The organism is Streptococcus sp. HF-100 (assembly GCF_015594635.1).
Taxonomy (GTDB): Bacteria; Bacillota; Bacilli; order Lactobacillales; family Streptococcaceae; genus Streptococcus; species Streptococcus vaginalis.
Genome location: NZ_JADNQV010000001.1, coordinates 109,411 through 135,872 on the forward strand (window position 1 = coordinate 109,411; position 26,462 = coordinate 135,872).

Genomic DNA, 26,462 nt, shown 5'->3' on the forward strand with positions numbered 1-26,462 from the left:
AAAACTAAAAATTTTTAGCCCGTTCTCTCACTCTTGCAAAGCTTGCTCAAGTATCGCGTGACTATTTATTTCCATCATAAAAACGAGGCTGGGATATTATCGTCCCCACCTCGTTTTTATTATAGCTGCATTTGATTATACGTTTTACTAAATGCATTCAAAATTTCTTTTGGTGCGTCTTTATAAGAAGTCTCTCCTTCTAGCGTTCCTTTAACAATCGTTCGTGACGTAGCTGCAGCATCTTCACAAGTCACCAAAGTCACTTCATTGACACCTTCGCGGTCATTAATCACATCTACTCTATCAGGTGCTACATTCTCAACTGAAGTAATGGAGTAAGTATAAATTTTTTCCTTATCTGTCAGATAAATTTTCATTCCGGTTTTAGCACGATCTAAAGGAGAAAAGAGCATATTGCTTGCACCTGTAATCCCAAATACATGGTGGCTAGCCAATGCATAATTCCCTTTCCCCATTTGCTGTGTCTCTTTCATCGTACCTGCACCATAATAAAGACCGACATTGTCTAAACCCTTGAAAATCGGCAAATTCATCGAAAGTTCAGGAATAGCAATTCCACCAATAACTGGTAATTGCTGTGCTTTCCATTGCGCGTTAATCACATCTTCGGTAGACAGCGATTTAACTTTATCGAAATTAAAGCTAGTTTTGGCTTTTTTATTTTGAGTGATTTTATCTTTTGAAACATTGCTCACTTGATATCGATTGGTATGCCAAACCATGATCATATTCCGAATAGAAGAGTTGAAAATAAGTGCAAGTGCAACAATGATTAACAATGTCGCAATAATGTTAATCAGAATATTTTTTCTTTTATTATGTTTTTTTCTTGTTGATGACATAACATTTCCTTTTATTTAGTTTATTCTTCATCCACTTCTTTTTCATTCTCTGCTACAACGCTTGTAAAAGTAACAATCTGTGCTCCCTTATCTAGCCGCATCACTTTAACACCCAAAGTTGCGCGCCCTGTTTGAGAAATATTGGCAACATTTGTCCGAATAATGACCCCTGTATTTGTGATAATCATCAAATCTTCATCACCATTCACAGCCATCAAACCTGCTAATGAACCATTTTTTTCAGTAATATTAGCTGTTTTCATTCCTTTTCCACCACGACTTTTCGTAGCGTATTCACTAGCTAAAGTACGCTTACCATAGCCTTTTTCAGTAATGACTAACACTTCTTGATCGTCTGAAATGACACTTGCTCCTACAACATGGTCACCCGCACGCAAATTCACTCCGCGCACGCCGGTCGCAGCCCGTCCCATGTTTCGGACTTGGTTTTCGTTAAAACGTACAGCATAACCCATTTTTGTTCCAATGATGATATCTGCTTGACCATTTGTCAAAAAGACATTGATGAGTTCATCCTCATCTTTTAAATTCAGAGCTTTCAGACCGTTTTGACGAATATTAGCGAACTCTGTTACGCTTGTCCGTTTCACAACACCATAGCGCGTTGTAAAGAAAAGGTAGGAATTATCATCATGCTCGGCTTGAACATTGATAATCGTTTGGATTGTTTCGCCTTCGTCCAATTTCAATAAATTAACAATCGGCAAACCTTTCGCTGTACGACCGTATTCAGGAATTTCATAGCCTTTCAAACGATAAACGCGACCTTTATTGGTAAAGAAGAGCAAATGATCATGTGTGCTGGTAGAAACTAGTTCACGGACAAAATCGTCATCTTTTACACCTGTTCCTTGAATACCACGACCACCACGTCTTTGCGCAGTGAATTCATCTTGGTTCAACCGTTTGATGTAACCTTTATTGGAAAGTGTAATCAAAACATCTGCTTCCTCAATGAGATCCTCATCTTCCAGAGACAGTACTTCACCAATCATTAGTTCAGTACGACGTTCATCAGAAAACTTACGTTTAATCTCTTCTAATTCTTCCTTGATAATCGCAACAACTCGTTCTGGTTTTGCCAAAATATCTGCTAAATCAGCTATCAATTTCATCAAGTCGTCATATTCAGATTGAATCTTATCCCGTTCCAATCCCGTTAAACGACGCAAACGCATATCCAGAATCGCCTGACTTTGACGTTCGGACAATTTATAGCGTGCCATCAATTCTGCTTGCGCTTCTGCATCTGTCTCGCTGTTTCGGATGATGCGAATCACTTCATCAATGTGATCTAGTGCAATCAGCAAACCAGCTAAAATATGTGCACGAGCTTCCGCCTTTTCCTTATCAAAAACTGTCCGGCGTGTCACCACTTCTTTTTGGTGTTCAATATAAGCAAGCAAAATCTCGCGTAAAGACAGAATCTTTGGCACTCCATTTTGAATCGCCAGCATATTGAAGCTAAAATTCGTCTGCATTTGCGTTAATTTGAATAAATTGTTCAAGATAACATGCGCACTTGCATCCCGCTTCACTTCAATGATAAAACGAACCCCTTCACGGTTAGATTCGTCACGAACCGCTGTAATTCCGTCAATACGTTTTTCTTGGACTAACCGCACAATATGTTCGTGAACTTTGGTTTTATTGACCATATACGGAAATTCAGTAACCACAATTCGTTCACGACCAGATTTTGTTTCTTCGATTTCCGTCCGAGCACGTAGAACAATGGAACCTTTCCCAGTTTCATAAGCGCGATGAATGCCTGATTTCCCCATAACCAAAGCGCCTGTCGGGAAGTCTGGACCAGGCAACACTTCCATAAGGTCATGTGTGGTCACATCTGGATTGTCCATGACTAATTTTACAGCATCAATGGTCTCACCAAGATTGTGAGGAGGAATGTTTGTTGCCATTCCCACAGCAATACCTGTCGCCCCATTGACCAGCAAATTAGGAAAACGTGACGGTAAAACTAATGGCTCACGCTCACTGCTATCATAGTTATCTGCAAAATCAACTGTATTTTTGTTGATATCGCGTAACATTTCAAGCGATATTTTGCTCATCCGAGCTTCTGTATACCGTTGTGCCGCAGGACCGTCTCCGTCCATAGAACCAAAGTTTCCGTGACCATCTACTAACATGTGGCGGTAAGACCACCATTGCGCCATCCGCACCATAGCTTCATAGATAGAGGAATCTCCGTGCGGGTGATATTTACCCATAACATCACCCGTGATACGAGCAGATTTCTTATGTGGTTTGTCAGGAGTCACCCCCAGCTCATTCATCCCATACAATATTCTACGATGAACAGGCTTTAAACCGTCTCGAACATCCGGAAGAGCACGAGCAACAATGACACTCATGGCATAATCGATGAAACTCGTCTTCATTTCGCTCGTTAAATTCACATTTACTAAATTATTATCCTGCATTAAAAAATGCCTCTCTTCAATTTATATGACCATATCATTATAACATAAATTGGGATTTTTTTCAGTAAACACCTTCTATTGTAAAAACGTTTACATAAGATGATATGTATTATATTCGTGACAAAATGTTACAAAAGTGATAGAATAGATGTGTAAAGGGAAAACGTTCCCCAATAAAATAAAGGAGATGTTTAGCAAAATGACTCTTACTAAACAACATAAAAAAGTCATCCTTGTTGGTGACGGTGCTGTAGGTTCTTCTTACGCATTTGCTCTTGTCAACCAAGGAATCGCCCAAGAACTTGGTATTGTTGATATTTTCAAAGAAAAAACAGAAGGGGATGCTGAAGACCTTAGCCATGCCTTGGCTTTCACTTCACCTAAGAAAATTTATTCAGCAGAATATGCTGATGCACACGATGCAGATCTTGTCGTTTTGACTGCTGGTGCACCACAAAAACCAGGTGAAACTCGTCTTCAATTGGTTGAAAAAAACCTTCGTATCAACAAAGATGTTGTTACTAAAATTGTTGCTTCAGGATTCAACGGTATCTTCCTCGTAGCTGCTAACCCTGTTGACATTTTGACTTACTCAACTTGGAAATTCTCTGGATTCCCTAAAGAACGTGTCATTGGTTCAGGTACTTCTCTTGACTCAGCACGTTTCCGTCAAGCACTTGCTGAAAAATTAGATGTAGATGCTCGCTCTGTCCATGCTTACATCATGGGAGAACATGGTGATTCAGAATTCGCTGTTTGGTCACATGCCAACGTTGCAGGTGTCAACCTTGAAAATTATCTTCAAGACGTAGAAAACTTCAATGCTGCTGAATTAGTTGACCTGTTTGAAGGTGTCCGTGATGCTGCATACTCAATCATCAATAAAAAAGGTGCAACTTTCTATGGTATCGCAGTTGCTTTAGCTCGTATCACAAAAGCTATCCTTGATGACGAAAATTCAGTTCTTCCACTTTCAGTATTCCAAGAAGGCCAATATCCTGGCGTTACAGACTGCTACATTGGACAACCAGCTATTGTTGGCGCACATGGTATCGTACGTCCAGTAAACATCCCGTTGAATGATGCTGAAAAACAAAAAATGCAAGCTTCTGCTAAACAATTAAAAGATATCATCAACGATGCTTTTTCTAAAGAAGAATTTGCTTCAGCAGCTAAAAACTAAAGAATTTCCTTTCTTACTCCTTGTTTTATCAAGGAGTTTTTTATATCTAAAATGGATACGATAAAGTCATGATGCCGTCAAATCAACTTTATCGTATCCATTTATTTTATATAATCTTACTTTATCAAACATATTTATCAATTTATTTCAATATATCTTTTAAATAAGGAACAATCTTTTCATCCTTCATATCTGGCAGCGCCCGAATCCAGCGAAACGCTGTGTGCTCTTCCAAATCAAGTTTAACCTCTCTATATTCCAGCAATTTTGCCTTGTACACTAGACGCGTAAAAACGATGCCCTTTGTATCATCATAACAGCTATCCTCATGAAGAATCGAACTTAATTGTATCTTTTGATTAACTTCTTCCATTGTTTCACGCACAGCTCCTTCTCGTGGTAATTCGTCTTCTTCCACGCTACCTCCTGGAATGTCCCAATATTCTGGGTACATATTTGGCAAACCACGTTTTATTTTACTTCGTTTGATGAGCAGATATTTTCCATCTTTTTCAATTAGAGCATGAACAATCAATTTCACAGGCATTGGTAATCTCCCTTGTAAAAATAAAAAAATCTTGCATATAACAAGATTTATAAGCAGATAACAATCATCCACCCTGAGGGAATCGAACCCCCATCTCAAGAACCGGAATCTTACGTGATATCCATTACACTAAGGGTGGCAACTATTATAGTATACACAAAAAATGAAAAAATAACAAGTAAAAAAGGACTGAAAACATAATTCCAATCCCTTTATTTTGCTTATAATTCAATGTCACCAAACAAGTCAGCCATTGAGAATCCAGTTTGAGTTTCTGGAAGTTCAAAGTCACGTTTTTCTTGGCGTTTTTGACGACGAGGACGTGATTGACGTTTTTCTTTTTGGCTGTCTTCTTGAGCCGGACGTTCTTCAAGAGCTTTGATAGAAAGTGATACGCGTTCTGCATCAGCATTTACATCAAGAACTTTTACGGTTACTTCTTGACCAACTTTAAGCACATCTTTTGGATTTTCAACACGCTTGTGTGAAATTTGTGAAATATGGACAAGTCCGTCAATACCTGGCAATACTTCAACAAAAGCACCGAAATCTGTCAAACGTTTAACTGTACCTTCAATCACATCACCAGCAGCTAATTTTTGTTCAACACCGTCCCATGGTCCAGGTGTTGTAGCTTTAAGAGAAAGTGATACGCGTCCTTCTTCTTCGTTCAAATCAAGAACTTTTACTTCAATTTCATCGCCAACTGATACAACAGATTTTGGTGAAACGTTGCGTTCGTGTGACAATTCAGTTAAGTGAACAAGTCCGTCAACACCACCAAGGTCAATAAAAGCACCAAAGCTTGTGATACGTGCAACTTTACCAGTCACGATGTCACCAACAGCTAATTTGCTAAATACTTCAGCACGTGCTGCTGCAGCTTTTTCTTCTACTACTTCACGGCGTGAAAGAATGAAACGATTTTCTTTTGGATCCACTTCTTTAATTTTTGCTTCAAATTCTTGGCCAACAAAACGTTCAGTGTTACGAACGAAACGAGTATCTAGCATTGAAGCAGGGATAAATCCACGAAGTCCTTCAAATTCTACTGAAAGACCGCCTTTAACTGCACGAGTACCTTTTACAGTAACAACTTCTTCTTCACGTCCAACCAACTTGTCCCATGCCTTGCGAGCTTCTAAACGTTTTTTAGATACAAGGTAAGTAACTGTATCAGTATCTTTACCAACTACTTGACGAAGAACAAGCAATTCAAGTGTTTCACCTGGTTTTACAAGATCGTTAATGTCAGCTTCACGATCATTTGTCAATTCACGAAGGGTCAACACACCTTCTACACCAGTTCCAGCGATTGCAACATTAGCTTGGTTCGCATCAACAGTCAATACTTCAGCAGTAACGACATCGCCTGGCTCAACTTGGCTAACACTATTTAGCAAATCTTCAAATTCATTCATCTAAAAAAATCCTCCAACAATCAAGCATTTCTTGCTTGACATACTTAAAATATTTTTCCTAAGCACCGCAATGACATGAACTATCTTTAACGTTTCCCACCCTATAAAGAAATAAAATACCCTAAGATATTTTACCATTTATCTGATATATTACCTAAGAACTGGGGTAGCTGGATTCGAACCAACGCATGAGGGAGTCAAAGTCCCTTGCCTTACCGCTTGGCTATACCCCAAAAAGAACGCGGACAAAATCCTTTAAGCGCTAAGTACGCTCATGGAGAGGGAGGGATTCGAACCCCCGAACCCGAAGGAGCGGATTTACAGTCCGCCGCGTTTAGCCTCTTCGCTACCTCTCCTGTATAATCAACAGTATTTATTATACCATTGATGAAAGGAAAACACAAGCATTTATTTCCCCAAATTATAGGTTTCAATCAATTTTTCCACGGCATTTTCAAGTTTTTTATAAAAACTATCAACATTTTCATTTTTTATGATAGCAAATTGCCCGTCTAACTCAGCAATTTGACCAATGACTTTTTTACCAATAGATAAAACATAACCTTCGTACTGGTCAGTTCCTATTTTAACTTTGCTATCTGCCAATTGGATTTCAATCTTTTTGTCTTTTTTACTCATCATATACCTCTTTCAAGTTTCTATTTTACAAAAAAATAGAAAAACTAGCAAGTGCTACGTGAAAATAAAAGCTACCTCAATCGAGAGATAGCTTCAAAAATTTTTAAACTTTTACAATCCAGCCTTCTGGTGCTTCAACATCGCCAAATTGGATGCCGGTTAATTCATTATAGAGTTTTCGAGTGACAGGTCCAACCTCTGTTTCACTATAAAAGACATGGAAATCGTCACCGTGCTGAATACCACCAATTGGAGAGATGACCGCTGCTGTACCGCAAGCCCCTGCTTCAGCAAAACGATCCAAATCATCAATTGGCACATCTCCTTCGATAGCTTTCAAGCCCAAACGATGTTCTGCTAGGTATAGAAGAGAATATTTTGTGATAGAAGGAAGGATAGATGGGCTGTACGGCGTTACAAATTCGTTGTCTTTGGTAATTCCAAAGAAGTTTGCAGATCCCACTTCTTCAATCTTCGTGTGAGTAGCTGGGTCTAGATAAATGACATCAGAGAATTTCTTTTCATGCGCTATTTGTCCTGGAAGCAAGCTTGCTGCGTAGTTACCGCCGACTTTAGCAGCACCTGTTCCATAAGGAGCAGCACGGTCATACTTGTCAGAAACGATAAAGTTTGTTGGAGTCAAGCCCCCTTTAAAGTAATTTCCAACAGGCATGGCAAATACGGTAAAAATGTATTCATCTGCTGGTTTAACACCGATGATGTCACCAACACCTAACAATAGCGGACGAATATAAAGGGTTCCTCCCGTTCCGTACGGCGGAACGTATTCTTCATTTGCACGAACCACTTGCTTCACAGCATCTACAAACATATCAGTCGGAACTTGCGGCATCAAGAGACGGTCTGAGGTGCGTTGCAGACGTTTCGCGTTTTGATCTGGACGAAATAGTTGTACACTTCCGTCTTTCGTGCGATAGGCTTTCATTCCCTCAAAAGCTTGTTGCCCATAATGAAGACAAGGAGAAGATTCAGACATGTGCAGAGTTGCATCTTCAGTCAATCCTCCTTTTTCCCACTGACCATTTTTATAATAAGCAAGATAACGATAAGGCAATTTCATATAGGAAAAGCCAAGATTTTCCCAATCAAGATTTACTGACATAACATTCTCCTTTTTAATTTTATGATTTTTATTTTACACTATTTTTAGATATTTTCAATAGTTTTTTGCAAAATTCTGAAAATTTTTTAATTTCAGTTTATAAAGACAATAAAAAATCAGCCGCTTGGACTGATTTTCAATTATTTAATATTCGCAGAGAACACTTCTTCATCAGAAATAGTATCAGAGATAAAGCTACCGTTGCTGGTTCTTTCAGACAAACCGAGGTCAGCAAGATTCACTTGGTAAGTCGTTCCTTTGTTAGAAACAATAGAAAGAATCTGCTCTTCTTCTGCTGTTGGATGATCTGAACTAAAGAGGTCTAGTTCTGCAGGTTGCTCTCCAAAGACAGGACCTGCTTGGAAAATACGATGTGGCTTGGACTTCAGCTCGCGCAACACTTGCAAACCACGATTTGCTCGGCTCGTCACAGGAATATCTGCAACTGCCATTCGCTTGAGCGCTCCGCGCTGGGTCAAGATATAAAATGAATCAGTATTGGCAATAAAAGCTGCTGCTAAGACATCATCTTTTTTGAGATTGATAGCTTTGACACCTGCTGCCTTAGCGCCCACAACTGGTACTTCTTCGATATTGAACCGCAAGGCATAGCCGTTCTGGGTCACTAGCATAACATCGTCTAGCTTGATTGGAGAAAGTGTGATAATTTGGTCGTCTTCATTTTTTAATTTAGCAAATTTAACAGACTTGGACTTATAGGTGCGCCAAGGACTGAATTCTTTTCGCTCTACACGCTTGATTTGCCCTAGTTTTGTTACCGCAAAATAAGTGCCTTCGTCAAAATTATCCACTAACTCAGTGTAGATGACTTCTTCGTTGGTCTCAAAATTAGTAATGGTCTGGCTGAGGTGTTCCCCGATTTCTTTCCAGCGAATGTCTGCCAATTCATGAACTGGTCGATAGATGACATTTCCAAGATTGGTAAAAATCAAAAGGTGCTGAGTGGTTTTCGCCGAGCTGACAAAAATCAGACGGTCGTCCTCGCGCTTGCCGACCTCGTCAACCGTTGATGAATTGAAAGAACGTGGACTGGTGCGTTTGATGTAGCCGCCACGAGTGACGCTGACAAAGGTTTCTTCTTCCACAATCAGACTAGCCGTATCAATCTCAATGGCATTCGCCGTATCTTGCAATTCACTAAGACGAGGATTGCCAAATTTCTTTTTGACCTCACGCAGTTCACGCTTCATCAAATTGTACATGGTCCGCTCATCGCCGATAATGGCAGAAAGCATGGCAATTTTTTCGCGTAATTCCGCCTGCTCTTCCTCCAGAATCACCACGTCTGTATTAGTCAAGCGATAAAGTTGGAGAGTGACAATGGCCTCTGCCTGCTCTTCGGTGAAATCATAACTGACTTTGAGATTTTCCTTGGCGTCAGCTTTATTTTCCGATGCACGAATGAGCGCAATCACTTCATCCAAGATAGAAATCACTCGAATCAAGCCTTCCACGATATGCAGGCGCTTCTCTGCTTTCGCTTTGTCAAAACGACTACGCGCCAGAATAATCTCTCTTCGGTGGGCGATGTAACTAGTCAGAATCGGCACGATCCCTACCAAACGCGGTGTAAAATGATCAATCGCCACCATGTTAAAATTGTAATTGACTTGCAAATCCGTATATTTAAAGAGATAATTCAAAATCAGCTCGGTATTGGCATCCTTTTTCAGCTCAATAGCAATACGAAGCCCGTCACGGTCAGACTCATCCCGTACTTCCGCAATACCAGCTACCTTATTATTGACCCGAACGTCATCAATCTTCTTAACCAAAACAGCCTTGTTAATCTCATAAGGAATTTCAGTGACAACAATCTGCTCTTTGCCGCCTTTGAGCTTTTCAATCTCCGTCCGAGAACGCACGACAACGCGACCTTTCCCAGTCTCATAGGCTTTCTTAATCTCATCTCGCCCTTGCACAATAGCTCCCGTTGGAAAGTCAGGGCCCGGCAGAAACTCCATGAGTTTGTCAACCTTAGCTTTGGGGTGGTCAATCATATAGACCACCGCATCGATGACTTCTGCCAGATTGTGAGGCGGAATGTCCGTCGCATACCCAGCAGAAATCCCCGTCGCCCCATTCACCAAAAGATTGGGAAAGGCAGCCGGCAATACGGTCGGTTCTTTTTCCGTATCATCAAAGTTCCAAGCAAAAGGCACAGTGCCCTTTTCGATGTCTTGGAGCAAATAACCAGCAATCTCTGACAAACGAGCTTCGGTGTACCGCATAGCGGCTGGCGGATCGCCGTCCATAGAACCGTTATTTCCGTGCATTTCCACTAAAATTTCACGGTTTTTCCAGTCCTGAGACATACGCACCATGGCGTCGTAAATGGAGCTGTCACCATGTGGGTGGAAATTCCCCATGATATTTCCGACAGATTTGGCAGACTTGCGGTAGCCCTTGTCAAAGGTGTTGCCGTCTTTATTCATCGAATAAAGAATCCGACGCTGCACGGGCTTCAGTCCGTCACGAATGTCGGGCAAGGCCCGCTCTTGAATGATGTATTTGGAGTAGCGCCCAAAACGCTCTCCCATGATGTCCTCTAAGGACATGTTTTGAATGTTACTCATAAGATACAAAGGGACGTTTCGGCTTGCCGAAAATTTCTGTAGAAAAATAGGAAATCGATGCAGGGTTCGATGAACTCCAATCGATTTATCTTTTTTTCTAAGTCTTAGTCCCATGTTCAGTTGCTATACAACCAAACTATCCTTTCTGTAATTTTCTTTTTTAATGCTTCCTGATGTAAGAGGCATCTCTTATGAATGAGCAAAGTGGATTATCACTTTCTTAGATTCAGTTTTTCTTTAGTGTACTGAATCATTTTTTCTGCAGTTTCTTTATCATAAGGAAAACCAGTCTTGAGAGAGAAAACCTGAGCTTCTTTGTGGAAAAATTGCTGCGTAGACAGTAAAGACTGGATGAGGCTTTCTTTGTTGGAAAAATCAAGCAAAGCGGCAAATTCTTCCTCCTTCTCAGCAGGCAAAAACTCAAACAGGTACTTGTAGTTTTTGCCGACATCAATGACTCCTCTATCTGCTGCCACTTGCCAAGCCAATAATTTCAGCAATTCTTTCTGACAGATACCATAGAGATGATCCACCGCATACACAAATTGCTGACGCTGAATCCCCTTGACAACATAGGCTGAAACCCACCAGAATTCATTGCACGATTTTGCAAAATCATCTGCACTCGCTGGTTTTGTCCAATAACGTTTGGGAGTAGGTGTATAGGGCTGAAAGAGTCCCTGGGGGTCATCCAGCACCGTGAAATCTGCTTCGCTATCCACCCATTCTTTGATATGCTCCTTGGGGCAAAGGGTCAGATCTATCCGATTGCCATCTTCAAAGAGCATCAGATAAAGACGGCGATGGTCAAGTATATTATGTTGCTCGATGATGCGCTTGCCAAACGCTTCCAACCAAGCAAGGTCAGTTACCAGAGCAGCCAAATCATCTACAATGTAAACCACATCATAGTCTTGAAACTCATCCTTGGGAGCATTCGGATTTGTCCGCGAGCCAGATAGAGCGACTGCATCCGCTTGTATGACTTTTGCAGTTTGCAAAATCAAATCCAATATTTCACTTTCAGTTCTCATGGAAGTCCCTACCTTTTTGCTAGATCGCTTCTTTCACTTTCTTAACCGCTTTGCGTTTTTTGTAACGGCTACGAATAGCATTGAGTTGGTCGCGAAGATCTGCGTAATGCGTTCTTTCTGGGTAAGCGTAGGTCATGATAGCGGTGAAATCCAGCAGGAAATCGTAGATTTCTTGTAGCTGCATGCGGAGTTGCTTGCTTTGGCTAGGCACTTTGCCTTTCAACTCGGTCAAGCGCTCTTTATAGGCTTCTTCAAACCGCTTTTGCGCAGTCACCAAACTTTCCACATGAGCTTCCAAGTGCAATTTTTCCAGCGCCGTTTGATAGGTTGATTTCTTCAGCTCTTGGAGCAGATGGTTGATGCCCTCTGTCTCTTTTTCATAGTTGGCAGCCGCAATCCCTGCATAATTTTTCAGCAAGCCTGCCAAGGTATCGTAGGCTTCTTTGGTCGCAGTCTCCTTGACCCGTGAAAATGCCCGCACCAAAGCAGTCAGCGTACCCAAAGCATCGTCTCGCTCGCGGTCGGCTTGGTCTAAACTGGTCACCAAGCGACTGGCTTTCGTCTGATGAAGCCCCTCCTGAAACTTAGCCAAATGCTGGCTCATCTCTTCCAGCTTACTCGTATAAATACTTTCAACCTTGTGCGCCTTGTTAAAAGCAGCAATCGCCTCTTTCGACTCGGTCATGAGCTGGGAAAATTCATTGTTCTCCAAATTGCGTACCGTTAAACTAATGACTCCGTATTCTTTTGTCATAAACTCCTCTTTCTTCGTGTGTTTTTTAGTTTTTTGCTTTAAAATCGCTCAGAACACGTGTAAATGTTCGTCTTTTGCTCTAAAAATTCAAATCACACATGTGTGATTTGTTTTTTTACTCCTAGACAAGAAATTCTTCATGTGAAATTTCTTGTTTTAGGGATGGGGAAGGTGATTTCTCAAAGTTTTCGACATTATTATGTCTCAATCCTATTTTTTTCAACAATGCTTTTGCGCCCATTGTCTAATTCAACCAGTTCGTGATTTGTTTTACCTAAAGAATATTTCAATCTTTCACATAACTTTTCACACTGATCTGCTAAAGAAATATGCTTAATAGTTTCTCTCCATTCTTCTACCTGGTCATCATTTTCCGGAAGCCAGCCTGATTCTTCTTGTTGTTTAAATTTTTCAGATGTCATATAGGAACTTATGAACTTATTTTTATTTTTCATTTCTGAATATAAATCTATAATAAATTCAAAAATAGCATAAAGTTTATCAACGCCATTATAATGTTGCTCAATGGCAGTAAATTTTTCGTCAAACGTAAAATGTTGTTCTTTTTTCTTCACCGGATAATAATTTTTATACCCATCAGAAAAAAATTTTTGAAGATTCGTTTTATAATTTCCGATAGGAAAATCTTCTTGCAATATTCTTTTTATTATATCTACTTCCGTCTCGGCATTAAAATCACTATTGAGGGAAAGACTTTTTGTTTTTTCTTGTTCTAGTTGTCGAGTAGGCTTGTTATTTTCTGGAACTATCTGAGTAAGGCTGGCATTGTTTTCTGGTGATTTGTGAATTTCATTTAAAATTGGTTCAGTTATTATACTATGCATTGCCGCCATATCAGCCTGTGTAAGATTGGAAGCTTTATTTACAGTATCAGACAAATATTTGTTCAATTCATCCATCAATTCAAATAACAGAGAACTATTAAAATCTTGGTTACTATTCTCTGTTTTGAGGTGATTTTTAAACCCTTCATAACTGTCATACTTACTATTCAATAAATAGCGAATCTTCACAAGTTCTTCAAAAACTTGATTTTCTTTCCAAAATTTGGCTATACCATCATAACTCGGATTCTCACCATGTCTCTTCAATATATATTCTTTAAAATATTCTACTGCAGTTTGAATTTTCCGATATTCAAGTTTTTCGTCTATTCCCAATCCCACTAAAAACTTATCTAAATCCAACCCAGCAGTTCCAACTAAAGCAGAAATAAATTTTTGTATATCCATATATTCTTCTCCTAAAACACTCCACTCTCCTCCAGCGTAAACTTGACGTTATCTTCAATCCATTTACGGCGGGGTGGGACTTTGTCGCCCATGAGGACATTGACGCGACGCTCGGCACGAGCCAAGTCGTCAATGGTAACGCGAATGAGGGTGCGGTTTTCAGGGTTCATGGTGGTTTCCCAGAGCTGGTCGGCGTTCATTTCTCCAAGCCCTTTGTAGCGCTGCAACATGGCACCTTTGCCAAATTTCTTGCGCAGGTCTTCTAGCTCACCGTCCGTCCAAGCGTACTCGACAACCTCGTTCTTGCCTTTGCCTTTGGACATTTTATAGAGCGGGGGCAGAGCGATATAGACATGTCCTGCTTCTACAAGTGGACGCATGTAGCGGTAAAAGAAGGTCAGCAAGAGCGTCTGGATATGGGCGCCGTCCGTATCCGCATCGGTCATGATGATAATCTTGTCGTAGTTGGCATCTTCGAGGGAGAAGTCCGAACCAACACCTGCACCAATAGTGTAAATCATGGTGTTGATTTCTTCATTTTTGAGAATATCTGCCATTTTAGCCTTGGCAGTATTGATGACCTTACCGCGCAGGGGCAGAATCGCCTGAAACTTGCGGTCGCGTCCTTGCTTGGCAGAGCCACCCGCTGAATCTCCTTCGACCAGATAGAGTTCGTTTTTAGCCGGATTTTTGGATTGAGCTGGCGTTAGTTTTCCAGATAAAAGCCCCTTGTCTTTCTTGTTTTTCTTGCCACTTCGGCTTTCATCTCTCGCCTTGCGGGCTGCCTCGCGCGCATCTCTCGCCTTAATTGCCTTACGGATAAGATTAGACGCCAATTCTCCATTTTCCAAGAGGAAGAAAGTCAACTTGTCTGACACAATCGAATCCACCGCAGGACGAGCAAGCGGACTGCCCAGCTTATCCTTGGTCTGCCCTTCAAACTGCAAATGCTCTTCTGGCACTAAGATAGAAAGAACAGCCGCTAAGCCCTCACGGTAGTCAGAACCTTCCAGATTTTTATCCTTTTCTTTCAGCAATCCAGTCTTTCGCGCATAGTCATTCATGACCTTGGTAATAGCTGATTTAAGCCCCGTCTCGTGCGTTCCGCCGTCCTTGGTGCGGACGTTATTGACAAAAGAAAGGATATTGTCTGAGTAACCGTCGTTGTACTGGAGAGCCACTTCCACTTGAAAACCGCCCTCTTCTCCTTCAAAATAAAGAACCGGCGTCAAGGTTTCCTTGTCTTCGTTCAAGTAGCTGACAAAGTCCTGCACCCCGTTTTCATAATGAAAATCAACAGACTCGCCCGTTCGCTCATCTGTCAGAGAAAGGTGAACATTTTTCAAGAGAAAGGCTGATTCATTGAGCCGCTCAGAAATGGTATTGTATTTGAAATCCGTCGTTGAGAAAATCGTGTCGTCAGGCATAAAGGTCACTTTTGTGCCTGTTTTTGATTTGGGAGCCTTGCCAATCTTTTCCAGACTGGTAACAGGTTTTCCACCCTGCTCAAATCGTTGCCGATAAACCATTCCGTCACGTGTGATTTCAACTTCCAACCAGCTAGACAGCGCATTGACCACAGAAGAACCCACACCGTGCAGCCCCCCAGAGGTCTTGTAACCACCCTGACCGAATTTACCTCCGGCGTGGAGCACCGTAAAGATAACTTCTACTGTCGGGATTCCCATAGCGTGCATACCAACCGGCATTCCCCGACCGTGGTCTGCCACAGTCAAACTCCCGTCTTTGTGAATGGTCACGTCAATCTTATCACCAAAGCCAGACAGAGCCTCGTCAACTGCATTGTCAACAATTTCCCAGACCAAATGGTGAAGCCCAGTTGCATCGGTTGAGCCGATATACATACCAGGACGTTTACGAACCGCGTCCAATCCTTCTAATACTTGAATGGCATCATCATTGTAATTGTTAATATTGATTTCCTTTTTTGCCACAAGGAACCTCCTGAATCATTCATCCTTTCTATCTTACAAGTTTTTAGAAAATTTTGCAAAGATTTTTAGAAAATAGTGTATTCTTTCTGCTTCTCGCCGCTATTTTTTCAGCCTAGACAAATTTTATAAAATATTTCTGGTCGTTCAACTATCAAAATCAAAATTCATGGTATAATAAAAACATGATAAAGATAGTTTTTACATTGATAGTAGCTTATTTGATTGGTTCAATCCCTGCCGGGCTTTGGATTGGACAAGTATTTTACAAGAAAAATCTCCGCGAATACGGCAGCGGAAATACAGGGACGACCAATACCTTTCGTGTCCTTGGAAAAAAAGCAGGCATCATCACCTTTATTTTTGACTTTTTTAAAGGGACATTTGCGACACTATTGCCATTTTTCCTTCATATCAACGGTATTTCTCCTCTCGTTTTTGGACTTTTAGCCGTTCTTGGGCATACCTTCCCCATTTTTGCTGAATTTAAAGGCGGTAAAGCCGTGGCAACCAGCGCAGGTGTCATTCTGGGCTTTTCACCGACTTTCTTCACTTATTTAGCTGTCATCTTTTTCAGCTGCTTGTATTTGACTAGTATGATTTCCTTTTCGAGTGTGACAGCTGCTACCTCTGCTATTCTAGGAGTCTTAATTTTCCCACTATTTAGTTTTCTTTTGCCACGTTATGATGTACTCTTTACCGTAATTGTACTCGCACTAGCGCTTATCATTATCGTTCGACACAAAGATAATATCCAGCGAATTCGGATGAAACAAGAAAACCTCATTCCCTTCGGATTGAATATCACAAAACAACAACCCAAACAGAAATAAAAGAAGCTAGGATAAAAAATCTTAGCTTCCTTTTATTCTATTCTTTATGAGCTTTTTTAAATCTGGATAATCCTAAAAGTCCAACAACAAAGCCAAATAAACTGATAAAGGTAGTATCTGTTGTACCTGTTTCTGGCAAGCTCTTTTGACTTGAAGGCATAAATTGTTTATGTACATTGACTGGAATCGTTGCCGTTCTTTGAGCTGTATTTGTTTGAACTGCTGGCACAAGTTCTTTTTCTCCAGTTTCATTTGGCTTCACTTGGTTAGCAGCTTGATCCTGAAGTTTCTTGTATTGTGCAGTTGAGATTGAGATAGTTCGTGAATTAGGATTGACAACCGCATAAGCTGTTAAGTCTGTTTTTGCTAAATAGTCCGCAAAAGCCACATCCATTGAAGGACCTTCTTCGCGAGCCCCGCCCAACATACTATAACCATCACCACCTGCAGCCAAGAAATCGTTGGTTGTAAGATAGTAAGTTTTTGCGAGATTTAATTTTTCATATTTTCCTGTTTCAGGATTTTTAATTTCAATGCCAAGAATACGCTTATCAGCTGGCAAGGTTGTGTCATAATAAACTTTTGCTCCAGAAACTTGAAGGAAGCCACCACTTGGTTCAAGTAGCGGTTGACCATTTTCATCTAGGACTGGTTTGCCGTCTTTTTCTTGTAAAATAGAGCCTAAAGACTTAGCAAACATGTCTGCGATGTTTTGCCCAGTTACTTTTATTTGAGTAATCGTATTGCCAAATGGTAGAACAGCAATGATATCTCCTTTGGTGATTGGTTTTCCTTTCGCAATTGTTTCACGAAGTCCGCCGCCGTTAGTTACAGCAAGGTCTGTCTTATGACTGAATCCTGTTTGTCCGTACTCATAGAGCGCATCTGCTACGACATTTCCAAGATTGGTTTCTCGCACACGCACATTTTCCCGATTGCCATTTAACTCAACTGGGCTATTAGCAACGACCACTTTTGCGTTTTCTTGGTCATATTTCTCTTTGATTTTGTTTACTAATTGCTGAATAGCTGGATCTGGAGTAACGCCTTTTACTGAATCAGCTGATATTTGCTGTGGGTTTCCTAGGATTTGACCAGATTTGTATGTTACTTTTCCGATATTATGCAAGTAACTACCTGTTTGATTATAAGTAACATTGTCTCCATAGGTTACTGATTCTACAGTATGTGAATGCCCGTCAATCACCGTCACACGTTTCCCTTTGAGCAAAGGATTTTTTGATAATGCTTCTGCCAAGGTAGAACCACGCCATTCAACTGGTGTCGTCGTATCTACACCCAAATGCGCCAGAATGACATAATGTTTGTAAGTTTTACCTTCCGCTTTCGCACGAGATTCCACTTCTTCAATGACTTTATTGACTTCTGAAATTGGATCTGTAAACGTAACCCCTTGAACATTGCGTGGGTGTGTTTTTGTTGCAGTTTCTGGCGTTGTCACCCCAATAACCACAAATTCATCTCCCACAACATTCTTGTCTTTATCAACAATCGTAGAAGCTTCAAAAAGACGTGCTCCATTGACATAAGTGTTGGCACTAAGAAGAGGGAATTTCAAAATTTCTTTGTATTTTTTCACCTCATCCAAACCAAAGTCAAATTCGTGATTTCCGACTGCCATTGCGTCATAGCCAATCCTATTTAAAATATTCGCGCGCTCTTCTCCTTTTGAGCTATTGGAAATCGGAAGCCCTTGAAAAGCATCGCCTGCATCCACAACAAGTGTTGTTTGATTGGTCTTTGCACGTTCTTGCTCAATGACTGCTGCTAATTTAGCATCGCCAATGACACCTTTTTCTTCTACAATACGACCGTGTACATCATTTGTATGAAGAATAACCGTATCTTTTTCAGATTGAGTTGTAGGTGCAGCAACCGTTTGAGCGGCTGGAGTTTCAGAATCTGCTGGGGTTACAGAATTTTCAACTTGTTTGTTCTCGCTCTTTTCTGTTACTTTCTCCGTGGAAGCTTCAGTAGCAGGCGAAACCGCTGAAGCTCCTTGAGCAGTCGTAGAGGCAACTGACTGATTTTCTTTAGGAACTTCTACTTGCTCTACAGGTGCTGTTGAAGCAGCTGGATCTACAGCATCAGCAGAAACCTGATGTGCTAAAATTGCTGGAGCAATTAGCAATGTTGACAAAATGGGGATAATGAATTTTTTCTTTTTCATAATCAATCCTCTTTTATTCTTTATTGATTCTATTATACAAGATTTTCTGGTAAAATAAAACCTTGTTGAGCAATCTTTATCTTATCGTTCGCTAAAATTATTCTAAAAAGAAAAATATTCTAACTTTTACATTAGAATATCTTATTTCACAAACATTATTTATAAACTTCTATCTTGTGAGTTTATCTGTATCATTAAGTCCTTCAGCCCTGCTGCTCCAACGGTATCACCTGCTTTTTCAAAACACGCCAGTGCTTTTTGAGCATCAGATTTAGCCGTTTTTATATCTCCCTTAGCTAATCTTACCTCAGCCAAGCCACGATAAGCACAAGCATGATTGACTAAATCATCTGTCTGCAACGCTAAATTTAATGTTTCTTGCAAAAGTTCTTCTGCAAGGTGAATATTTCCAAGTTTGAACTGTAAATATCCCTGTTCGTACAAATTGACTGATTTCTTTAGGACATCATTGGGGAAATGCTCTGTAATAATTGCAGCTTCTGTCATTATCAACTCATAAGCTTTTTGAAAATGTTCTTCTTCTCGTTCGACCATAGCTAATTGATGCAAGCCTATATGTTGTTCTTCTAGATTCTTTTGAGACATAGCCTGAGCATAGTAGTCTTTTAAAAACTGACGAGCCAACTGAAAATCCTTTTCTTCTAAAGCAATATAAGCTTTTAAATTCAGCGTACTATAACTATCTTGGTCTATTTGATAAACGAATTGCTTGGCAAGCTGATATTGCCCGTCAAACAATGCTTGCCAGGCTTTTTGAAGTTGTTCTTGTGTCATATTTTCTTTCCTTTTATTCATAGAAAACAAAATGTCCCACTCTAAAAGTTATATCAAATCAGTCTCCGAGATCGCCTCTTTCACTTTTTCGATTGGCAGATGTACTAGCTCAACTTTCTTTTCGCTATATAAATACCGCGCATAATCATCCATACGGTATTGATTGATATAAACCACTCGCTTGCAACCAACTTGTAAAAGCTGTTTCGTACAATTGAGACAAGGGAAATGAGTGACATAAACAGTAAATCCTTTTGGGATTCCACGCTCTGCACCTTGCAAAATTGCATTTACTTCTGCATGCAAAGTCCTCACACAATGCCCGTCAACTATCAGGCATTCATGATCGATGCAGTGCTCCGTTCCTGAAACAGATCCATTATATCCTGTTGAAATAACTTTATTATCCTTTACAATAACTGCACCAACGCTTGCTCGTTTGCAGGTTGAGCGATTTGCAATCAAGAGCGCTTGTGCTGCAAAATATTCGTCCCAAGCCAATCTTTTTGTCGCCATATTGTCACCTTCTTTTCTTACTTATCACTCAGTTTATCATTTTTTCGATGTGGAAAAAGCGGAAGTCCGAGCGATGCAATCTTTTCTGCTGGAACTTTCATGCCGTCTTTTGTCCATTTGATTAAAACAGAAACCACCGCTGAACTCCAAAATGAATTCATGTAAGTTGAAGCTTCTTTTCTGGAACTATTTTGTTTTTCCAAGAAATCAAACACAGCACTTGTCAACAGTTTTTCTAAATTATAATCCACTGCTAAGCTAAGGATTCGTGCTTCTTTTTTGACTTCTTTAAACAAGAACAGCCACACTTGATAAAGCTCGGTTCTCATATTGAATTGTTCCAATTTATCGGTAATCTTTTGTACTGTTCGTTGGAAAATCTCTTGTAAAATTTCTTCTTTTGAATCATAATTTCGATAAAAAGCTGCGCGCGAGACACCAGCTCTCTCTACTAATTCAGAAATGGTAATTTTTGCCAACTCCTTCTTTTCCAACAATTGCAACAAAGAAATTTCCAATGATTCTTTTGTAATTCGGTTAGATTCCTGATTTGATATTTTTAGATTTTCTAAAGATTTTTTCGATATTTTACGTTCCGACATAACATTTTCTTTCTACATGTAACAACCGACTGTAAAGGCTTTCTAAAGCGGTGTTTTCATGATATAATTGTAAAAAAAGGCAAACCTTTTGTCAATGTCTAATTAAGGGATCATCCCACTAAAGGAGAAATTGAATGACTTGGAAAATTGTAGCTGATTCAGGCTGTGATTATAGAACTATCGAAAACCTTGCTGTTGACACCTTATTTGAAAGTGTTCCTTTGACTATTCAAGTAGGCGATGAAATCTTTATAGATAATAATCAGCTCAATATTGATGAAATGATGGAAAAAATGTATGCCACTTCTTCGGCTTCAAAGTCTGCTTGCCCTAGTCCAGATGACTATATGAAAGCTTTTAATGGAGCTTCAAATATTTTTGTGGTCACCATTACAGGAACCCTATCAGGAAGCTATAATAGCGCACAAGTGGCTAAAAGACTCTATCTTGAAGACCATCCTGACGTGAATATCCACATTATTGATACTCTTTCTGCTGGCGGTGAAAATGATTTGATTATCAAAAAGCTTAATCTTCTTATCGGTCAAGGTTTAAGTTATGAAGAAGTCATAAAAGAAATTACAGCCTATCAAGCAAAAACGAAGTTACTTTTCGTTCTCTCCAAGGTTGATAACCTAGTTAAAAATGGACGACTAAGCAAATTGCTTGGAGCTGTTGTAGGATTATTGAATATTCGTATGGTCGGCGAAGCCAGTCAAGACGGCAAGTTGGAGTTGCTTCAAAAGGCGCGTGGTGCTAAAAAATCACTAATAGCAGCTTTTGATGAACTCATCAAAGCAGGCTATGCCGGTGGACAAATCATTATTGCTCATCGAAATAATCCCAAGTTTTGCCAGCAATTTTCCGAAATGGTTCGTGAAAGATTCCCACAAGCTGTTATTGAAGTCATCCCGACTTCTGGACTTTGTAGCTTTTATGCTGAAGAAAATGGTCTCCTCATGGGCTATGAAATTCAATAATATAACGAAACTGTAGTCAATCACTAAACTACAGTTTTTATATTACAAATAAAGCAAACCAAAAACAATTAACACACTAATCATGCTAAAAAGTGAGCCAATGAGATAGTATTCTGCAAAGGACTGACTTTCAGAAATTTTGTTATACCGTGCGATTGACTTAGCAGTAAAGACTAAGCCAACGGAAGCGAACTGCCCAAATATAAGAGACAAAGCCATAATAAAACGCTCTAAAATCCCAATCATCGCACCTGCACCTGCTATAGTGTCTTGGTTATCTCCCTTTAACTGATACCTATTGAAGAAAAGCTTAAATAAAATATTAACAGGCTTTCCAACGATTGCTAAGAAAAGAAGAGTTTGAGCAACTGACGCTCCATTTTTCAGCCATTGTGGGTTGATTTTATTAGCTAATAAAGCATAAAATAGAAAAATACAAATCAAATGAAGGAGTTGGTCAATGATGAAAACTTGCTTTGTGAGTTTCTTTATTTCTATAAACGTGTTGAGCCTGTATTTCAAGAAATCAATAACTACATGACTAAGCCAAACAGCGACAAAGTAAATAATATTTTTCGGGAAAAAGATACTCAAAATCAGCAACGGAAGAAAAACAATGGCTAAATGCAGCAATAAATAAGGCAATTTTCGACATTTTAAATCTGCCATTTTTTGACTTTGCCATTGAAAATCAGCTAAAACATGCGCTAATAAGGTTAACAACAAGATTGGATGTTGTATAAAATAGTCTGAAAATCCCCACAAATTAGACATGTTTCTCCTCCTTCTCTATCGCATTTAACATCAAGTTCATCGCAACTCGTTTATTTCTGAGATAAATTTTTAACCCACTCGCCTTGATACGTTTGTTGAAAGCACTCGGAGTGATACCAAGTAGTTTTGCCATTTCTTTATGAGAAAATGTTTCATCGTATATATTTTCAGCTAGTAATTGTTTGAGGACATCATATTGGATATCTGTCCACTTGGACTGAATAAAAGAGCACGCAGCTAAAATAGCATTGATTGTCTGACCGACTTCTTCGTCTGCCAAAGAAACCGAAATGTGATTGATGCCATAGTCATTCTTATCATGAACATAGTTAATCGCTTCTCTCGCGAGCCAATACGCCGGACCGTCAGAACCAATGCTTTGTTCTTTGTTAATTTCTGTAATCATGTCTCCAGCACCAATCCCAAATCGAATTTCATAAGGAGCAAATGCCATAGAAAGCTGATCCATGATTTGAAACATATTCGAATTTGGTAAAAACAAAGCTTGAAATTCATCGCCAGCTGTGACTGTAAAGGGAGAAACTAAATATTTCTGATATTGCTGATTCAACTCTTTCATCAATTGCAACAATTTCTGTTGCGCCTGCGCTCGATCTTGTATTTTTTTTGATTCAATAACGTCTCCAATAAGAGCAATGTACATCATCTTCTCACCTCTTTTTGTCTATTATAATGGAAATTTTAAAAAATTTCCATTATAAAGGACATTTTCGAAAATTTCCGTCATAGAGGACATTTTTTAATCTACTATCTCTAAAAAATACAGCTAAGCACATGATTGAAACCATCATTTGATTTGAAAATGACTACCCCATTACTTTCCATGCCTTACTCAGCACTTCTCCAATCTTGCCCTTGATGACTAAGTCAGCTTGACTATCTTGTAGTACATTGTTTTTATTGATAACAACTAAGTGCCGTCCTTGAAAATAATGAACCAAATTAGCAGCTGGATAAACAACTAGCGATGTTCCGCCAATGATGAGTAGGTCAGCTTGACTGATAACCTGAATAGCTTGAGAAAAAACTTCCATATTTAACGGTTCCTCATAAAGAGTCACATCTGGCTTAACTACACAACCACAAGTCTCGCAATAAGGAATGATTCCTGGCAATTTCAAAAAATTCTCTAAGTCATAAAAACGATGACAATTGGTACAAAAATTTCGGTCCACACTACCATGAATTTTTAATACGTTCCTGCTTCCTGCCATCTCGTGTAAACTATCAATATTCTGGGTAACAATTGCCTTTAATTTCCCTAGCTTTTCTAGATAAGCTAAATATTCATGGGCTACATTTGGCTTAGCGTTAGGATAAATAAGATATTTCTTGTAAAAGTCAAAAAACTGTTCTGGATAACGTTCAAACATCGTATGTGAAACTAGTTGCTCTGCTGAAAAATGCTGGTTTAACTCAATATTGTAAATACCATTTGAGCTGCGAAAATCCGGAATACCAGATTCAGTTGAAACACCTGCACCACCAAAGAATACAATATTTTGGCTACTTTGAATGATCTGAGCCAGTTCTTCAATCTTGTCCATATCGCCCTCCTAAAAGTTACCAATATTATTAAAGAAAAAATCGGCTAGCAGAACTAGCCGATTCATATTATAGCTGAATTATTTTGACAAGTTATAGAAAGATTTCAAACCACGGTATTCAGCAACTTCACCAAGTTGGTCTTCGATGCGAAGTAATTGGTTGTATTTAGCAATACGGTCAGTACGTGACAATGAACCAGTCTTAATTTGTCCAGCGTTAGTTGCAACTGCGATATCAGCAATTGTTGAATCTTCAGTTTCACCTGAACGGTGTGATACAACGGCAGTGTAACCAGCTTCTTTTGCCATTTCAATAGCATCAAATGTTTCAGTAAGAGTACCGATTTGGTTAACTTTAATAAGGATTGAGTTAGCACATCCTTCGTTAATACCTCTTTCAAGATAAGAAGTGTTTGTTACGAAGAAGTCATCACCAACAAGTTGTACTTTCTTACCAAGGCGTTCAGTAAGTTTCTTCCAACCTTCCCAGTCATTTTCATCCATACCATCTTCGATAGTGATGATTGGGTATTTATCAACCAATTGTTCAAGGTATTCGATTTGTTCGTCAGCTGTACGAACTGCAGCTCCTTCACCTTCGAATTTAGTGTAATCATAAACTTTGCGTTCTTTGTCGTAGAATTCTGATGATGCACAGTCAAATCCAAGGAATACATCTTTACCAGGAACATAACCAGCAGCTTCGATAGCAGCAAGGATAGTTTCTACACCATCTTCAGTTCCGTCAAAACGAGGAGCAAATCCACCTTCGTCACCAACAGCTGTTTCAAGACCACGAGATTTAAGGATTTTCTTAAGAGTGTGGAAAATTTCAGCACCCCAACGAAGAGCTTCTTTGAATGTAGGTGCACCAGCAGGCACAATCATAAATTCTTGGAAAGCGATTGGAGCATCTGAGTGAGAACCACCGTTGACGATGTTCATCATTGGAGTTGGAAGAACTTTAGTATTGAATCCACCAAGGTAGCTGTAAAGTGGGATTTCAAGATAATCAGCAGCAGCACGTGCTACAGCAATAGATACACCAAGAATTGCGTTTGCACCCAATTTACCTTTATTTGGAGTACCGTCAAGTGCAATCATTGCACGGTCAATAGCTTGTTGATCGCGAACGTCATAACCAATAACTGCTTCAGCAATAATATTGTTTACGTTGTCAACAGCTTTTTGTGTACCAAGACCACCGTAACGAGATTTGTCACCATCACGAAGTTCAACTGCTTCGTGTTCACCAGTAGAAGCTCCAGATGGAACCATACCACGTCCGAAAGCACCTGATTCAGTATAAACTTCTACTTCAAGTGTTGGGTTACCGCGTGAGTCTAGGACTTCGCGAGCGTAAACATCAGTAATAATTGACATTTTTTACTCTCCTTTGAGTTATTTTATTTACATTCCTATCATACCTTAAAAATCAGTTTTTTTCAAGGAAAAATCGTGCCTTTCTATGAAATTTACGATAATTTTCTATGTAAGCGTTTTATATTCCCGAATGTTTCTTGGATAAATTTCAAAAAAAGTATGCTATACTAACTTTATGACAGATATAAATAAAACAATAATGGAAAAATCTCAAGGGGGATTAAAATTAAATCCCGATGAGCAAAGAAAATTTTTAGAAACATTTGAAGAGCGGGTCATTGCAGAATGTAGTATTGATGAAGCTAACAGCGCTCCCATCCACGACCACTTTAAAGAAATGTTGCAAAAGATTATCTTGGACTATCAACCTGCAACTGTGAAAATATCTCCCGAGGTCACCAGTCAGTATCAAATTTTTTACTTAAAAATAGCAAAAGATCTTGGCTGCAAAGCAACAATCGTGTCTAGTAACTGCAAGAATTCTCCATTTGGCTTGGTCATTCATAGTGATCATCCAGTAGAAATAGCTGAAAAAGAAATTGCTAAACAATTTTCTGAGTTTTTCCAAACAGATTCAACTCAAAAAACAGAAAAGAAAACTTCTTTTTGGGAAAAGTTGTTTCATTAAAGGGACGATTGATGCCAAATTTAGAAAAACTAACCTTATTCTTTCAAACAGAAAATCAAAGAGATTGGAAAACTTACCAAAATTTTTTACATCCTGAAATTATCTGGGAATTGCACGGGCAAGAAGTTTCAGTCATTTATGGAATAGATGACTATCTTCTGAAGATTCAGCAAGCCTATCATCAGAGCAACGTTCAATTTTCCTGCTTGCATACTTTTTCAACTAATGAAAATCGGATTGTTACTATTCTCAAAAACGATTTTGGTCAACTATCCTGTGATATTTTTGAGTTTGAAAATGGTTTAATTATCAGAGAATATGAATATTTATTATGATGTTTCCATGTCCGACAACTACT

Annotated in this window: 24 protein-coding genes and 3 tRNA genes; 5 read left to right on the forward strand and 22 right to left on the reverse strand. The window is 39.4% G+C overall.

Features of this window, described 5'->3' with window-relative positions:
* Nucleotides 1-119 precede the first annotated feature (119 nt).
* Nucleotides 120-863 carry a class A sortase gene (locus tag IYQ23_RS00515; protein WP_049508490.1) on the reverse strand — a complete coding sequence of 248 codons (744 nt, stop codon included), beginning with the start codon at nt 861-863 and terminating at the stop codon, nt 120-122.
* A gap of 20 nt (nt 864-883) precedes the next feature.
* Nucleotides 884-3,331, reverse strand: coding sequence for a DNA gyrase subunit A (gyrA, locus tag IYQ23_RS00520; protein WP_229311883.1), 2,448 nt, complete (start codon nt 3,329-3,331; stop codon nt 884-886).
* A 199-nt stretch (nt 3,332-3,530) separates the two neighbouring features.
* Here gyrA and IYQ23_RS00525 point away from each other — a divergent pair, with 199 nt between their 5' ends.
* Nucleotides 3,531-4,514, forward strand: coding sequence for an L-lactate dehydrogenase (locus tag IYQ23_RS00525; protein ID WP_003024429.1), 984 nt, complete (start codon nt 3,531-3,533; stop codon nt 4,512-4,514).
* A 142-nt stretch (nt 4,515-4,656) separates the two neighbouring features.
* On the opposite strand, the gene IYQ23_RS00530 is transcribed toward IYQ23_RS00525, so the two are convergent.
* From IYQ23_RS00530 to parE, 12 genes are all read right to left on the reverse strand, one after another.
* Nucleotides 4,657-5,061, reverse strand: a complete 405-nt coding sequence (locus IYQ23_RS00530; protein WP_003024427.1) for an NUDIX hydrolase — start codon at nt 5,059-5,061, stop codon at nt 4,657-4,659.
* A gap of 67 nt (nt 5,062-5,128) precedes the next feature.
* Nucleotides 5,129-5,200: transfer RNA gene (locus tag IYQ23_RS00535), tRNA-Arg, on the reverse strand.
* 82 nt (nt 5,201-5,282) lie between these two features.
* On the reverse strand, nt 5,283-6,482 hold the full coding sequence (rpsA, locus tag IYQ23_RS00540; protein WP_003024424.1) for a 30S ribosomal protein S1: 1,200 nt from the start codon (nt 6,480-6,482) through the stop codon (nt 5,283-5,285).
* A 161-nt stretch (nt 6,483-6,643) separates the two neighbouring features.
* Nucleotides 6,644-6,715: transfer RNA gene (locus tag IYQ23_RS00545), tRNA-Gln, on the reverse strand.
* A 42-nt stretch (nt 6,716-6,757) separates the two neighbouring features.
* Nucleotides 6,758-6,838 (reverse strand) — tRNA-Tyr (locus IYQ23_RS00550).
* Between the two features lie 52 nt (nt 6,839-6,890).
* On the reverse strand, nt 6,891-7,121 hold the full coding sequence (locus IYQ23_RS00555) for a DUF2969 domain-containing protein (RefSeq protein ID WP_022525869.1): 231 nt from the start codon (nt 7,119-7,121) through the stop codon (nt 6,891-6,893).
* Nucleotides 7,122-7,224: 103 nt separating this feature from the next.
* Nucleotides 7,225-8,262, reverse strand: a complete 1,038-nt coding sequence (locus IYQ23_RS00560) for a branched-chain amino acid aminotransferase (RefSeq protein WP_259274346.1) — start codon at nt 8,260-8,262, stop codon at nt 7,225-7,227.
* 122 nt (nt 8,263-8,384) lie between these two features.
* On the reverse strand, nt 8,385-10,841 hold the full coding sequence (gene parC / locus IYQ23_RS00565) for a DNA topoisomerase IV subunit A (protein WP_195673776.1): 2,457 nt from the start codon (nt 10,839-10,841) through the stop codon (nt 8,385-8,387).
* A 212-nt stretch (nt 10,842-11,053) separates the two neighbouring features.
* Nucleotides 11,054-11,875, reverse strand: a complete 822-nt coding sequence (locus IYQ23_RS00570; RefSeq protein WP_195673777.1) for an aminoglycoside 6-adenylyltransferase — start codon at nt 11,873-11,875, stop codon at nt 11,054-11,056.
* Nucleotides 11,876-11,894: 19 nt separating this feature from the next.
* A complete protein-coding gene (locus IYQ23_RS00575) occupies nt 11,895-12,629 on the reverse strand; it encodes a DUF6261 family protein (protein ID WP_195673778.1) in 735 nt (244 codons plus the stop codon).
* 197 nt (nt 12,630-12,826) lie between these two features.
* Complete coding sequence (locus tag IYQ23_RS00580) at nt 12,827-13,882, reverse strand: hypothetical protein (RefSeq protein WP_195673779.1); 1,056 nt, start codon at nt 13,880-13,882, stop codon at nt 12,827-12,829.
* 11 nt (nt 13,883-13,893) lie between these two features.
* On the reverse strand, nt 13,894-15,837 hold the full coding sequence (gene parE / locus IYQ23_RS00585) for a DNA topoisomerase IV subunit B (protein WP_195673780.1): 1,944 nt from the start codon (nt 15,835-15,837) through the stop codon (nt 13,894-13,896).
* Between the two features lie 182 nt (nt 15,838-16,019).
* Here parE and plsY point away from each other — a divergent pair, with 182 nt between their 5' ends.
* Nucleotides 16,020-16,667 (forward strand): glycerol-3-phosphate 1-O-acyltransferase PlsY, encoded by a 648-nt coding sequence (gene plsY, locus IYQ23_RS00590; RefSeq protein ID WP_195673781.1) that lies wholly within the window; start codon nt 16,020-16,022, stop codon nt 16,665-16,667.
* Nucleotides 16,668-16,704: 37 nt separating this feature from the next.
* Here the strand turns inward: plsY and nt5e are convergent, their stop codons facing one another.
* The 4 genes from nt5e to IYQ23_RS00610 all read right to left on the reverse strand — a co-directional run bounded on the left by nt5e (nt 16,705) and on the right by IYQ23_RS00610 (nt 20,771).
* The gene (gene nt5e, locus IYQ23_RS00595; protein WP_195673782.1) at nt 16,705-18,858 is read right to left on the reverse strand and encodes a cell surface ecto-5'-nucleotidase Nt5e; all 2,154 of its coding nucleotides are present in this window, start codon (nt 18,856-18,858) and stop codon (nt 16,705-16,707) included.
* A gap of 159 nt (nt 18,859-19,017) precedes the next feature.
* A complete protein-coding gene (locus tag IYQ23_RS00600) occupies nt 19,018-19,653 on the reverse strand; it encodes a tetratricopeptide repeat protein (RefSeq protein ID WP_195673783.1) in 636 nt (211 codons plus the stop codon).
* A gap of 48 nt (nt 19,654-19,701) precedes the next feature.
* Nucleotides 19,702-20,169, reverse strand: a complete 468-nt coding sequence (locus IYQ23_RS00605; RefSeq protein WP_003024408.1) for a deoxycytidylate deaminase — start codon at nt 20,167-20,169, stop codon at nt 19,702-19,704.
* A 17-nt stretch (nt 20,170-20,186) separates the two neighbouring features.
* Nucleotides 20,187-20,771 (reverse strand): TetR/AcrR family transcriptional regulator, encoded by a 585-nt coding sequence (locus IYQ23_RS00610; RefSeq protein WP_003024406.1) that lies wholly within the window; start codon nt 20,769-20,771, stop codon nt 20,187-20,189.
* Nucleotides 20,772-20,905: 134 nt separating this feature from the next.
* On the opposite strand from IYQ23_RS00610, the gene IYQ23_RS00615 reads away from it, so the two are divergent.
* Nucleotides 20,906-21,751: a DegV family protein gene (locus IYQ23_RS00615; RefSeq protein WP_022525880.1), complete on the forward strand. Its 846-nt coding sequence runs from the start codon at nt 20,906-20,908 to the stop codon at nt 21,749-21,751.
* 42 nt (nt 21,752-21,793) lie between these two features.
* On the opposite strand, the gene IYQ23_RS00620 is transcribed toward IYQ23_RS00615, so the two are convergent.
* The 4 genes from IYQ23_RS00620 to eno all read right to left on the reverse strand — a co-directional run bounded on the left by IYQ23_RS00620 (nt 21,794) and on the right by eno (nt 25,476).
* On the reverse strand, nt 21,794-22,525 hold the full coding sequence (locus IYQ23_RS00620) for a DUF3307 domain-containing protein (protein ID WP_195673784.1): 732 nt from the start codon (nt 22,523-22,525) through the stop codon (nt 21,794-21,796).
* Nucleotides 22,518-23,192 (reverse strand): SatD family protein, encoded by a 675-nt coding sequence (locus IYQ23_RS00625; protein ID WP_195673785.1) that lies wholly within the window; start codon nt 23,190-23,192, stop codon nt 22,518-22,520. Before IYQ23_RS00625 ends, IYQ23_RS00620 begins: the two co-directional genes overlap by 8 nt.
* 160 nt (nt 23,193-23,352) lie before the next feature.
* Nucleotides 23,353-24,093, reverse strand: coding sequence for an NAD-dependent protein deacylase (locus IYQ23_RS00630; protein WP_195673786.1), 741 nt, complete (start codon nt 24,091-24,093; stop codon nt 23,353-23,355).
* Between the two features lie 78 nt (nt 24,094-24,171).
* On the reverse strand, nt 24,172-25,476 hold the full coding sequence (gene eno / locus IYQ23_RS00635; protein WP_003024397.1) for a surface-displayed alpha-enolase: 1,305 nt from the start codon (nt 25,474-25,476) through the stop codon (nt 24,172-24,174).
* Nucleotides 25,477-25,651: 175 nt separating this feature from the next.
* Here eno and IYQ23_RS00640 point away from each other — a divergent pair, with 175 nt between their 5' ends.
* Together IYQ23_RS00640 and IYQ23_RS00645 are read left to right on the forward strand one after the other, a co-directional pair.
* Nucleotides 25,652-26,104 (forward strand): DUF1694 domain-containing protein, encoded by a 453-nt coding sequence (locus tag IYQ23_RS00640; RefSeq protein WP_195673787.1) that lies wholly within the window; start codon nt 25,652-25,654, stop codon nt 26,102-26,104.
* Between the two features lie 11 nt (nt 26,105-26,115).
* Nucleotides 26,116-26,439 carry a nuclear transport factor 2 family protein gene (locus IYQ23_RS00645; RefSeq protein ID WP_195673788.1) on the forward strand — a complete coding sequence of 108 codons (324 nt, stop codon included), beginning with the start codon at nt 26,116-26,118 and terminating at the stop codon, nt 26,437-26,439.
* Nucleotides 26,440-26,462: the final 23 nt, after the last annotated feature.